General features: G+C 59.6%; 14 protein-coding genes and 1 tRNA gene. 9 read left to right on the top strand and 6 right to left on the bottom strand.

The genetic code is table 11. The annotated features are described in order from the left end of the window. The 4 genes from ACTG4M_RS12045 to ACTG4M_RS12030 all read left to right on the top strand — a co-directional run. Nucleotides 1–962: type III PLP-dependent enzyme (locus ACTG4M_RS12045; protein WP_439123907.1), on the top strand; the 962-nt coding region annotated here is incomplete at its 5' end. Nucleotides 963–1,003: 41 nt separating this feature from the next. Then, complete coding sequence (locus ACTG4M_RS12040) at nt 1,004–3,301, top strand: xanthine dehydrogenase family protein molybdopterin-binding subunit (RefSeq protein WP_439123906.1); 2,298 nt, start codon at nt 1,004–1,006, stop codon at nt 3,299–3,301. After that, entirely contained in the window at nt 3,279–4,337 is a 1,059-nt protein-coding gene (locus ACTG4M_RS12035) for a DUF2235 domain-containing protein (RefSeq protein ID WP_439123905.1), read from the top strand. Before ACTG4M_RS12040 ends, ACTG4M_RS12035 begins: the two co-directional genes overlap by 23 nt. Before the next feature lie 189 nt (nt 4,338–4,526). Further along, nucleotides 4,527–4,994: a CoA-binding protein gene (locus ACTG4M_RS12030; RefSeq protein ID WP_439123904.1), complete on the top strand. Its 468-nt coding sequence runs from the start codon at nt 4,527–4,529 to the stop codon at nt 4,992–4,994. A gap of 99 nt (nt 4,995–5,093) precedes the next feature. On the opposite strand, the gene ACTG4M_RS12025 is transcribed toward ACTG4M_RS12030, so the two are convergent. Continuing rightward, nucleotides 5,094–5,402 (bottom strand): phosphoribosyl-ATP diphosphatase, encoded by a 309-nt coding sequence (locus ACTG4M_RS12025; protein ID WP_439123903.1) that lies wholly within the window; start codon nt 5,400–5,402, stop codon nt 5,094–5,096. Continuing rightward, nucleotides 5,399–6,160 (bottom strand): imidazole glycerol phosphate synthase subunit HisF, encoded by a 762-nt coding sequence (gene hisF / locus ACTG4M_RS12020; RefSeq protein ID WP_439123902.1) that lies wholly within the window; start codon nt 6,158–6,160, stop codon nt 5,399–5,401. Before hisF ends, ACTG4M_RS12025 begins: the two co-directional genes overlap by 4 nt. A gap of 87 nt (nt 6,161–6,247) precedes the next feature. Here hisF and ACTG4M_RS12015 point away from each other — a divergent pair, with 87 nt between their 5' ends. Next, the gene (locus tag ACTG4M_RS12015) at nt 6,248–7,006 is read left to right on the top strand and encodes an SDR family NAD(P)-dependent oxidoreductase (RefSeq protein WP_439123901.1); all 759 of its coding nucleotides are present in this window, start codon (nt 6,248–6,250) and stop codon (nt 7,004–7,006) included. An 87-nt stretch (nt 7,007–7,093) separates the two neighbouring features. After that, entirely contained in the window at nt 7,094–7,546 is a 453-nt protein-coding gene (locus ACTG4M_RS12010) for a DUF302 domain-containing protein (protein WP_439123900.1), read from the top strand. A 30-nt stretch (nt 7,547–7,576) separates the two neighbouring features. Here ACTG4M_RS12010 and hisA read toward each other — a convergent pair whose 3' ends face one another. After that, nucleotides 7,577–8,296, bottom strand: coding sequence for a 1-(5-phosphoribosyl)-5-[(5-phosphoribosylamino)methylideneamino]imidazole-4-carboxamide isomerase (gene hisA / locus ACTG4M_RS12005; protein ID WP_439123899.1), 720 nt, complete (start codon nt 8,294–8,296; stop codon nt 7,577–7,579). Between the two features lie 136 nt (nt 8,297–8,432). Here hisA and ACTG4M_RS12000 point away from each other — a divergent pair, with 136 nt between their 5' ends. Continuing rightward, complete coding sequence (locus ACTG4M_RS12000; RefSeq protein WP_439123898.1) at nt 8,433–8,819, top strand: DUF2147 domain-containing protein; 387 nt, start codon at nt 8,433–8,435, stop codon at nt 8,817–8,819. A 100-nt stretch (nt 8,820–8,919) separates the two neighbouring features. On the opposite strand, the gene hisH is transcribed toward ACTG4M_RS12000, so the two are convergent. Both hisH and hisB read right to left on the bottom strand, forming a co-directional pair. Then, complete coding sequence (gene hisH, locus ACTG4M_RS11995) at nt 8,920–9,555, bottom strand: imidazole glycerol phosphate synthase subunit HisH (RefSeq protein WP_439123908.1); 636 nt, start codon at nt 9,553–9,555, stop codon at nt 8,920–8,922. A gap of 1 nt (nt 9,556) precedes the next feature. Next, nucleotides 9,557–10,144, bottom strand: a complete 588-nt coding sequence (hisB, locus tag ACTG4M_RS11990; RefSeq protein ID WP_439123897.1) for an imidazoleglycerol-phosphate dehydratase HisB — start codon at nt 10,142–10,144, stop codon at nt 9,557–9,559. Between the two features lie 121 nt (nt 10,145–10,265). Here hisB and ACTG4M_RS11985 point away from each other — a divergent pair, with 121 nt between their 5' ends. Next, entirely contained in the window at nt 10,266–10,424 is a 159-nt protein-coding gene (locus ACTG4M_RS11985; RefSeq protein ID WP_439123896.1) for a hypothetical protein, read from the top strand. Further along, nucleotides 10,411–10,785 carry a GNAT family N-acetyltransferase gene (locus tag ACTG4M_RS11980; RefSeq protein ID WP_439123895.1) on the top strand — a complete coding sequence of 125 codons (375 nt, stop codon included), beginning with the start codon at nt 10,411–10,413 and terminating at the stop codon, nt 10,783–10,785. The genes ACTG4M_RS11985 and ACTG4M_RS11980 overlap by 14 nt, the downstream gene beginning before the upstream one ends. Here the strand turns inward: ACTG4M_RS11980 and ACTG4M_RS11975 are convergent. Then, a tRNA-Gly gene (locus tag ACTG4M_RS11975) sits at nt 10,750–10,824 on the bottom strand. The two genes, ACTG4M_RS11980 and ACTG4M_RS11975, sit on opposite strands and share 36 nt — an antisense overlap. Between the last annotated feature and the right edge of the window lie 54 nt (nt 10,825–10,878).

The raw sequence follows: 10,878 nt of genomic DNA, 5'->3' as shown, positions 1-10,878 counted from the left end.
GCATCAGAGCGTTTGATGTCGCCTCTGTGCCCGAGATGCGTGCGGTTCGGCTGGTATGTCCGGACGCGCGGTTGCATTACCACAACCCGATCCGGTCGCGCGATGAAATCACAGAGGCCATGTCTTTGGGTGTAGCTTCATGGTCGGTGGATCGTATGTCCGAGCTTGAAAAGCTGGGCACTTTGCCGCCTGACACGGAAATTGCCGTACGGGTGTCGCTTGGGCGCGGTGGCGGTGCTTATGATTTCGGCAGCAAGTTCGGTGCGCACCCCGCTGCCGCCGTGGCCCTTTTACAACGTGTTGCTGAATTGGGGCTGACACCGGCGCTGACCTTTCATCCCGGCACGCAATGTACGGATCCGGCCAGCTGGGCGGATTACATCGTTGCCTGTGCCAAGATTGCGCAACGCGCTGGGGTGCGATTGGCCGCGTTGAATGTTGGCGGTGGGTTCCCGTCAGCTGGCGATGGCCAGGCCGAACTCTGGCAGCGAATCTTCGCAATGATCGGCAACGCGGTGGACATGCATTGCCCCGATCAGCCACCGCGCCTGTGGTGCGAGCCAGGGCGTGCAATGGTAGCTGATGCGCTTTGGCTTTTGCTTAGGGTAAAGGCGCGGAGCGAGCAGGTGCTTTACCTGAACGACGGTCTTTACGGCGCTTTGGGCGAATGGCGCGATATGCCGATCCCGGGTTGCCAAACAGTGCTGTCCGTCAATGGACACCCAATCGCAGGCGCCAAAATCCCTTTCAACATATTCGGACCGACGTGTGACAGTCTGGACAGGGTTCCGGGCACATGGGATTTGCCTGCCGCGACGGATGACGGTGACTACCTGCTGCTGACCGGAGCTGGGGCCTACAGCCTTGCCTTGGTCACCGGGTTCAACGGCTATGGCACACATGAGATTGTAAACCTCGATTCATTCGTCGAACCCGCTGGACAGTGCCGCCTCGCAGGCTAGTCTCCCAGCCAATTGAATAGGTATAAATCCGCGAGGGCAGAATGGATAAGTTTGGCAAATCACAACCGGTCAAACGGGTCGAGGATGTACGCTTTCTCAATGGAACGGGGCGCTATGTCGACGACATTGCGCCTGCAGATGCGTTGCGAGGCTATGTGTTTCGGTCGTCAGTCGCCCATGCGAACATAGACACGCTGGATGTATCCGAGGCGCGAGCGGCACCCGGGGTTCACATGGTCCTCACTTCGGCGGATCTGACCGAGGCGGGCTATACCGAAGGGTTGTGGGGCACGACGGTGCCCAATCGCGACGGCACTGATGGAGCGTCGCCGTTCCGCCCGGTGCTAGCCACTGACACCGTGCGTTATGTTGGTGAGGCGGTCGCCTTTGTCGTCGCTGACAGTCTTCAAGCGGCTCGGGATGCTGCGGAACTGATCGTTTTTGATTATAGCGACAAGCCGGTACATCTGGGGCTTGCCTCGGGTGGTGAGCCGCTCCATGCAGAGGCGCCGGGCAACGTCGCATTTGACTGGGGCATGGGGGACGAGGCCGCGACCAAGCAGGCGTTCGATACCGCGCACCGTACAGTTAGCCTGGATGTGGAAGACAACCGCATCATCGTTAACGCGATGGAGCCTCGTGGTTGCTACGCCGAGATGGATGGTGATCGCCTGCATTTTGCAGTCAACGCTCAAGGCGTGTGGGAACATAAGAAACAGATGTCTCGTGTCTTGAGTATGGCCGAGGAAGATATTCGTGTCACCAATCCCGACACCGGCGGGGGCTTCGGGATGAAGGCAATGCCGCATCCGGAAAATTTCCTGACCGCGATTGCTTGCAAGATGCTGGGTCGACCCGTGCGCTGGATGTCGGAACGCACCGAGGCGATGCTGTCGGACAATGCGGGGCGTGATTTGCGTCACACCGCTGAACTGGCGTTTGACGAAAACAATCGGATCACCGCTTACCGGGTTCATACGGTGGCGAACTTGGGCGCGTATAATTCGCATTTTGCCCAAGCGATCCAGACCAGCCTGTTTTCCAAGGTCTTGATGGGCACTTATGATGTGCAGACCTCGTGGCTTCAGGTGGAAGGGATTTATACCAACACCACGCCGGTTGATGCCTATCGTGGGGCAGGCCGGCCAGAGGCGATCTATCTTCTGGAACGTGTCATGGATCGCGCGGCGCGTGACCTTGGCGTTGATCCGTGGGAACTGCGCAGCACCAACTTTATCAAGCCGAACCAGTTTCCCTACACAACAACCACGGGCGAGACATATGATGTCGGCGATTTCGATCGTGTTCTGAACCGCGCTGCAGGCTTTGCCGACCGCGATGGGTTTGAGGCGCGTCGTGCCGCATCCAATGCGCAGGGCAAACTACGGGGCATGGGCCTGTGCTATTACATTGAGAGCATTCTTGGCGCGCCGGTTGAGGATGTGAAGGTCACGTTTGACGACGATGGCGGCGCGTCCATCTATGTCGGCACGCAGTCGAACGGGCAGGGGCACGAAACCGTGTTCACGCAATTCCTCGCGGATCAGACGGGTATCCCCGCCGACAAGATCAGGTTCGTGCAAGGCGACAGTGACCTTATTGCACGCGGAGGTGGCACCGGTGGGTCGCGGTCGGTCACGATCCAAAATACCGCCACACTTGCTGCTGTGGACAAGATTGTCGTCGCGTTCACCGCGTTCCTGTCCGAGCAACAGGGCGTGGATGAGAGCGAGATCAGCTTTGACGACGAGCAGTTCCGTGTTGGCACATCAAACGTCACGCCCACCATGCTGGAAGTTGCACAGATGGCGCGGGATGCGGGGCGCACCGACCTTTTGACGTTTGACGCAACGGCGACGCTTGATGGCCGGTCGTACCCGAATGGTGCGCATGTGGCCGAGGTCGAGATTGATCCGGAAACGGGTCATGTGGTCGTTGACCGCTATGCCGTGGTTGACGATTTCGGCAACCTTATCAACCCGATGCTGGCCGAAGGGCAGGTGCACGGCGGCGTCGCGCAGGGCTTGGGTCAAGCGCTCACCGAACGTGTGGTTTACGACGAGGATGGTCAGCTGCTCACGGCAACGTTCATGGACTATGCCATGCCGCGCGCCGATGATATCCCCATGATTGGATTCACCACCGAAGGAACGCCGTCGGTTACCAACCCGATGGGCATGAAAGGCTGCGGCGAAGCGGGCACAGTGGGTGCCCTGGCCGCTGTCGCCAACGCGGTGCAAGACGCGATGTGGTCGCGTGGGGTCCGGCAGGCTGACATGCCGTTCACGCCGCAACGGGTTTGGGGAATGCTACAGGATGCGCGCGTCGCGGCTGAGTGATACCGTCTTTGGCTGGTTCCGCAGGCGGTTTTCTGCGGACCAGTCGCCCATCACCATTCGGCGTGGTACCCGTGACCACGTGATCATTCTTGACGGGACGTTGTCGTCGCTTGAGCCGGGGGAAGAAACCAACGCTGGGCGGCTGTATCGTTTGCTGCAAGAGGTCGGCGGCGACCTGTCGCTTTATTACGAATCCGGTCTGCAATGGTCTGACTGGCGCAGCGCGTCTGACATCATGGTTGGACGCGGCATCAACCGCCAGATCTGTCGCGCTTATGGGTTTCTGGCGTCACGCTATAAACCGGGGGACCGGATTTTCCTGTTCGGCTACTCGCGCGGGGCTTATGCGGTGCGGTCCTTGGCAGGGATCATTGACTGTGTTGGCCTGATCCGTGCAGAGCATGCAACCGAACGCAATGTGCGCCAGATTTACCGTCTTTATCGCTATGATGCTGACGGTGCGGCCGCCCGACGCTTTGTCAGCTTATATTGTCACGATCAACCGCGCATCACCGTCGTTGGGGTGTGGGACACGGTCAAGGCGTTGGGCATGCGCCTCCCCGTGCTGTGGCGTTTTACCAATGACAAACACGCCTTTCACAATGATCAGCTGGGCCCGTCTATTCAATGCGGCCTGCAAGCACTGGCCTATCACGAGCGGCGTATGGCATATGAACCGGTGTTGTGGTCGTGCCCGCCCAATTGGCAAGGCCATATCGAACAAGTTTGGTTCAAAGGGGTACATGGCGATATCGGCGGCCAGCTGCGTGGCCACGAAGAAGCGCGACCCTTGGCCAATATCCCCTTGGTCTGGATGCTGGATCGCGCCGAGAGTGCGGGTTTGCCGCTGCCTGGAAACTGGCGTGTCCGGTTTCCGCAAAACGCACACGCGCCGTCTTCGGGCAATTGGAAAGGGTGGGGTAAGCTGTTTCTCTATCGCCGGGCGCGTCGTGTCGGTGAGGATTCGTCTGAACGAATACACGAAACGCTGCATGTCACGCAGCCGGAGGTTGTGTCAGAGCCGTTATCGCCGTGAGTGCTGACAAATATGTGACCAAAACTGGTGGTTATTCTCTTTAAACGTGGAAAATCGCGCCTACCTAAATGTTAGGAGCGCGGGAATGGAACACCCGCTGCACCTTCACTGTCCCTCGTTCCAACACTTGCGCCCAAGGTCTCCCCTTGGGCGCTTTTTGTTTTTGGATCTCAAGTCTAAGGTCGCGCTATGACCTACAGTGATGCTCACCTCCGCGACATTCTCAAACGCGCCAAAACCGTGGCGGTTGTCGGCGTGTCGATGAATTCTGTGCGCCCGTCCTATTTCGTGGCGCGCTACCTGTCGCTCAAGGGATACCGCGTGATCCCGGTCAATCCCGGCCACGCTGGTAAGCAGCTTTTTGGCGCAGAGGTCAAAGCGTCCCTGTCCGAGATCGACGGACCGGTGGATATGGTCGACATCTTCCGACGATCCGAAGCGGTGCCGCCCATTGTGGACGAGGCGTTGGAGCGGTTTCCGGATTTACAAACCATCTGGATGCAGATTGGTGTCGAACATCCCGGGGCCGCGGCCAAGGCCGAGGCGCGGGATGTTGATGTGATCATGAACCGCTGTCCCAAGATCGAATATCAGCGTCTTATGGGGGAATTGCGCATGGGCGGGTTTAACACCGGTGTGATTTCGTCCAAGCTTTGATGTCTGGCAGACGGTGGGGCGATGCGTCGTATCGTTTCCGGTGACGGAAACGCTTGGGGCTCTGCCCCAAACCCCTAGATATTTTGAAACCAGAGACGTTCAGGACCGGGATGCTTTTTCCGCTAGTCCGGATTGGCCCTGACGTCGGCCCAGTTCCGCCATCACATCGGCCAGCGCCACATCGCGGGATTTGAGCATCACCAACAGGTGGAACAGTACATCGGCGGCTTCCGAGGTCAGGCGGTCGCGGTCGCCTTTGACCGCTTCGATCACGGCTTCAATCGCTTCTTCGCCGAATTTCTCGGCGCATTTTTCCGGGCCTTTGACCAGCAACTTGGCGGTCCAGCTTTCATCGGCTGATGCGCCTGCGCGGACTGCGACGATCTGTTCAAGCTCTTCGAGTGTCATGTCAGCCTCACCGGGATGCCTGCGGCGGCCATGTGGGCCTTGGCTTCGCCAATTGTATATTCGCCGAAATGGAAGATTGACGCGGCCAGCACGGCGCTGGCACCGCCCATTGTCACGCCTTCGACAAGGTGATCCAGCGTGCCGACCCCGCCTGATGCGATGACTGGCACATCGACCGCATCGGAAATCGCGCGTGTGAGCGGCAGGTTGAAGCCTGCTTGGGTGCCGTCACGGTCCATTGAGGTGAGCAGAATTTCCCCGGCCCCTTTGGCGGTGACGGTTTTGGCAAACTCCACCGCGTCGATGCCCGTCGGCTTCCGGCCGCCATGAGTGAAGATTTCCCACCGGCCGGGTTCTACCGTTTTGGCGTCGATGGCGACGACGATGCATTGGCTGCCGAACTGGTCCGCTGCTTCGGCCACTACATCGGGGTTGGCGACAGCGGCAGAGTTGAATGACACTTTGTCGGCCCCTGCTAACAAGAGTGCGCGCACATCAGCGACTGTGCGGACGCCTCCGCCCACGGTTAGCGGGATAAAGCATTGCTCGGCCGTGCGGGTGACCACATCGAACATCGTACCGCGGTTTTCATGTGTCGCATGGATGTCGAGAAAACAAATCTCATCCGCGCCCGCCGCATCATAGGCGCGGGCGGCATCCACCGGATCACCGGCGTCGCGCAGATCGACGAAATTCACACCTTTGACCACGCGGCCATCGGCAACATCGAGACAGGGAATGATGCGGGTTTTCAACATGGCCCATCGCGTACCCCGAAGATCGCCGCTTGTGAAGCCTGTGTGATGCGCATTATGGCTGTTGGCCTGAGGAAAGAGGAGGATCCCATGTCAGATACATTCGCGCGCTATCCCAGCTTGAACGGCAAGACCGTGTTCGTCACCGGCGGTGCGTCCGGCATCGGGGCCGAGATCGTCAAAGCGTTTGCAGCCCAAGGCGCAAAGGTTGGGTTTGTCGATCTGGATTCGAAGAGCGCGGAGGCGCTGGCGGATGCGACTGATGGCACCGTTGCCTGGGAACAGGCCGATCTGCGCGACATTCCGGCGTTGCAGGACGCGTTTGGCAAGCTGAAGGCCAAGCTGGGTCCGGCGCACATCCTTGTGAACAATGCTGCCCGCGATGACCGCCATGACTGGCGCGAGGTGACGCCGGAATATTGGGATGAACGCCAAGCCACCAACCTGCGCCACATGTTCTTTGCCATACAAGCGGTAGCCCCCGATATGATTGATGCCGGTGGTGGGTCGATCATCAACATGGGGTCGAACAGCTGGTGGGAGGCAGGCGGCAACATGCCGTCCTACACCACGGCCAAGGCGGCTGTGCATGGGTTGACCCGGACCATGGCCCGCGATCTGGGAGGCCACCGCATTCGGGTGAACACCGTCGTGCCAGGCTGGATCATGACTGAGCGGCAGAAAGAGCTTTGGACCACACCGGAGGCGTTGGAAAAGCACCGTGACCGCCAGTGTCTGCCGGACCTGATCGAACCAGTTTACCTTGCGCGGATGGTGTTGTTTCTCGCGTCGGACGATTCCGCGATGTGTACTGCCAACAATTACATGGTCGAAGCGGGATCGATCTGAGCGATCCGGCGCTGCTCACGCCATCGTGCATATCAAGTGACCTGCAACTGTCAGACCTTTGGGGCGAAACCTCCGAAGGGAATAACAATGAAAAATAAGATCTTTGCGGCCAGCCTTGCACTGGCCGCCACCACAGCGACCGCAGGCGACAACGGTTTGATGCACAAAGACAGTGCGATGGGTGTCACCGAAACTGTCGATGCGATGGTCACCGCGATGGAGGGGGCCGGGATCACCATTTTTGCCCGTGTCGATCATGGGGCCGGGGCCGCGTCGATCGGTGAGGATATCGGAGATTCTCAGCTATTGATTTTCGGTAACCCCAAAGTCGGGACACCTGCGATCAAGGATGATCCGGCGGCCGGGCTGTTCCTGCCGCTCAAGGTGTTGGTCTATGAAGACGGTATTGGCGGCACTAAAATTGTCTATGAAGAGCCCGCCGCGATGCTGGGTAAGCTGGGCGGCGTGTCGGATGAGGCTGCATATCTCAAGACGATGGCAGGGGCCCTTGCCAAGTTTACGGATATGGCTGGAAACTGATCCGATGCGGCTGGCCGCGCGGTGTCACGTTCAGCCGAGCGACGCCAGTGCCTCTTTCAGATCAAGTGCCCCGTCATAAAGCGCACGTCCCGAGATTGCGCCGTTGAGGTTTGCCCCGCAATCGCGCAACGCGATGAGGTCGTTCAGCGACGACACGCCTCCAGACGCGATCACCGGGATCGACACAGCGCGCGCGAGATCGGCCGTGGCCTCCACGTTTGGACCTTGCATCGCGCCGTCGCGATTAATGTCGGTGTAAATGATCGCTGCCACGCCAGCGTCTTCGAAAGAGCGGGCGAGGTCGGTGACCATGACATCGGTTTCCTCGGCCCAGCCCTTGGTCGCCACGCGGCCATTGCGGGCATCGATGCCGACAGCCACATGGCCGGGAAACGCCTTGGCCGCTTTGCGTACCAAATCTGGGTTCTCAACTGCGACGGTTCCAAGGATTACGCGTTGCAAGCCTTTGTCGAGCCAGCGTTCGATGGTCGCCATGTCGCGGATGCCGCCGCCCAATTGAGCGGGCACTTTGCAGCGTTCAAGGATCGACTCGACGGCCCCGGCGTTGACTGGTTCGCCTGCGAAGGCGCCGTTCAGATCGACAAGGTGCAACCATTCGCATCCCGCTTCGACAAACTCCATCGCCTGTGCCGCGGGGTCGTCGTTGAAAACCGTCGATTTCTCCATGTCGCCCCGCAATAGGCGCACGGCCTGTCCGTCTTTGAGGTCGATGGCGGGATAAAGGATCATGGTGTGGTCTCCGGTCAGAATTCCCCCGCGCTTTGACATGACGGAACGGCACATGCAACGCGACCCTGCGTCAGTCTTGATCGCTATGAGCCCCTTGGGTCAGAGTTTCTGCATCACTCTGAGGGAGGAGATTGACATGAAGCTGATGACACTCGCCACTGGGCTTATCCTTGCTGCCGGCGCCGCCTTCGCTGATCCGGTGGAAGGCACGTGGAAAACCCAGCCGGGCGACGATGGTGCGTTCGGGATCGTTACGATCAGCACCTGCGGTTCTGAGATTTGTGGCGTGTTGGGACAGGGGTATGATGCGAGCGGCAACAAGATCGCATCGCCAAATATTGGTCGCCAGATGATTTGGGCGATGAAACCGCAAGGCGGTGGCGCTTACAAGGGCGGCAAGATCTGGGCGCCGGATCGGGACAAGACCTACAATTCCAAGATGACGCTCAACGGCAACCAGTTGAAGGTCGAAGGATGCGTTTTGGGCATTTGTCGCGGTCAGACATGGACGCGGGTCAAGTGATCTGATTTCGCGGGGATGTGATGCCCGCGACAAGCTGGGGGGCTTTGCCCCCCAGACCCCCCATGGGTATTTGTGAACCAGAGAAGATGTAGGGGACGCCCTAGGGTGTCCAGCGCAGGAAATTGGCGATCATACGCAGGCCAGTGGCCGCGCTTTTTTCCGGATGGAATTGGAACCCGACCATGTTGTCGCGTGCGACAATCCCCGTCACGGCGCCACCATAGTCTACATGTGCGACGCGTTGCGCCGGATCATCGACGCGCATCTGGTAGGAATGCACGAAATAGGCATGTTCGCCGGTTGTGATGCCGTCCAGCACTGGGTGCGGCTGATCAATCACCAGATCGTTCCAGCCCATATGTGGGACTTTCATCTTGGGGTCAGACGGTGCAATCCGTTCGACCACGCCGTCGATCCAGCCTAGACCGTCGGTGGGCGTGTATTCCAACCCTTCGCGCGCCATCAGCTGCATGCCCACGCAGATGCCAAGAAATGGCCGCGCTTTGACCTCGACGGCCTCGACCATCGCGGCAAAGGCCCCCGAGGTGCGAAGCGCCGTGGCGCAAGCCGGAAACGCCCCGTCACCGGGCAGCACAATCCGATCAGCCCCTGCAATCACCTCCGGGTCTGCCGTCACCATGACATCGCCCGCACCGACCTCTTGCGCCATACGTTGAAAGGCTTTTTCGGCAGAATGAAGGTTGCCGCTTTCGTAGTCGATGATCGCTGTCAGCACGTTACAGCGCACCTTTGGTCGATGGGATCGCATCCGCCTTGCGGGAATCAACCTCTAGCGCGTCGCGCAATGACCTTGCGACCGCTTTGAATGCGGCTTCGGCGATGTGGTGGCTGTTCAGCCCGTGCAGCATGTCCACGTGCAGGGTAATGCCGCCATGTGTGCTGAACGCCTGAAAGAACTCGCGCACAAGTTCAGTGTCAAACGTGCCGATTTTGGCGGTGGGCAGATCGACATTCCACACCAGAAACGGACGCGCCGACAGATCAAGAGCGGCCCGCACCAACGCGTCGTCCATCGGCAAAAGGCATGCGCCATAGCGGACGATCCCCCGTTTGTCGCCCATGGCTTGCGTCAGCGCCTGACCCAACGCGATGCCCACATCCTCGACCGTGTGGTGATCGTCGATATGCAGGTCGCCGTCGCAGCGGACCTTCATATCGATAAGCGAATGGCGCGCAAGCTGGTCCAGCATGTGGTCAAAGAACCCGACGCCGGTCTGATTGTCATACTGCCCGGTGCCGTCAAGCGTCACCTCGACGGTGATCCTGGTCTCGGCTGTATTCCGGGTCACTGTGGCGCTGCGCATATCGCCTCTCCTTGGGTTGCGTCGCGGCCTTATAGGCTGGGTGTGGGGGCAGGCCAAGCCACGTTGCGCGGGCGATTGCGCCGCCGTGGCAGCTATGCCAGTGCTAGGGGCCGGAGGTCGCATGTCACAGCCATTCACCCTGCGTTTCGCACGGCTCGAAGATCATGACGCTTTGGGCATGGTGATGTTCCGTGCCGTGCGTGAGGGCGACAGCCCTTATTCAGAGGCGCAACGCGCGGCTTGGATGCCTAAGGCCAAATCACGGAGTGGCATGGTCTGAACGCCTGGCATCACAAGAGGTGGTGCTTGGTGCGCAAAGCGGAGCGCCTGTTGGGTTCATGACTGTTGATAGTTCTGGGTATATCGATTTGGCCTATATCCTGCCAAAGGCACGGGGGCAGGGGCTGTTCGCGGCGCTGTTACAGCAGATCGAAACACGGGTACAGCACAGCGCGATCACGCAATTGACGACCCATGCCAGCCTCATGGCGCAGCCTGCATTTGCGCGGAACAACTTCGCAGTTGTCCGCCACGAGACAGTCATGCGCGACGGACAGACCCTCCACCGTGCCGAGATGTCTAAACTGATCCAGGTGGAAAATCGATGGAGCGGGCGAGGCGATTCGAACGCCCGACCCTAACCTTGGCAAGGTTATGCTCTACCCCTGAGCTACGCCCGCGCTGCCAATCTGGTAGGCGGGATTTAGTGCGTGTCGCAGCGGGGTGCAAGAGGA

Origin of the sequence: Marivita sp. (genome assembly GCF_965656765.1) — a bacterium.
GTDB lineage: Bacteria > Pseudomonadota > Alphaproteobacteria > Rhodobacterales > Rhodobacteraceae > Marivita.
This window is presented reverse-complemented; position numbering and strand designations above follow the sequence as displayed.

Excerpts from the sequence above, each read along its gene's own strand:
- ACTG4M_RS12040 (WP_439123906.1), top strand. The coding sequence starts at position 1,004 with ATGGATAAGTTTGGCAAATCACAACCGGTCAAACGGGTCGAGGATGTA.
- ACTG4M_RS12035 (WP_439123905.1), top strand. The coding sequence starts at position 3,279 with ATGCGCGCGTCGCGGCTGAGTGATACCGTCTTTGGCTGGTTCCGCAGG.
- ACTG4M_RS12030 (WP_439123904.1), top strand. The coding sequence starts at position 4,527 with ATGACCTACAGTGATGCTCACCTCCGCGACATTCTCAAACGCGCCAAA.
- ACTG4M_RS12025 (WP_439123903.1), bottom strand. The coding sequence starts at position 5,402 with ATGACACTCGAAGAGCTTGAACAGATCGTCGCAGTCCGCGCAGGCGCA.
- hisF (WP_439123902.1), bottom strand. The coding sequence starts at position 6,160 with ATGTTGAAAACCCGCATCATTCCCTGTCTCGATGTTGCCGATGGCCGC.
- ACTG4M_RS12015 (WP_439123901.1), top strand. The coding sequence starts at position 6,248 with ATGTCAGATACATTCGCGCGCTATCCCAGCTTGAACGGCAAGACCGTG.
- ACTG4M_RS12010 (WP_439123900.1), top strand. The coding sequence starts at position 7,094 with ATGAAAAATAAGATCTTTGCGGCCAGCCTTGCACTGGCCGCCACCACA.
- hisA (WP_439123899.1), bottom strand. The coding sequence starts at position 8,296 with ATGATCCTTTATCCCGCCATCGACCTCAAAGACGGACAGGCCGTGCGC.
- ACTG4M_RS12000 (WP_439123898.1), top strand. The coding sequence starts at position 8,433 with ATGAAGCTGATGACACTCGCCACTGGGCTTATCCTTGCTGCCGGCGCC.
- hisB (WP_439123897.1), bottom strand. The coding sequence starts at position 10,144 with ATGCGCAGCGCCACAGTGACCCGGAATACAGCCGAGACCAGGATCACC.
- ACTG4M_RS11985 (WP_439123896.1), top strand. The coding sequence starts at position 10,266 with ATGTCACAGCCATTCACCCTGCGTTTCGCACGGCTCGAAGATCATGAC.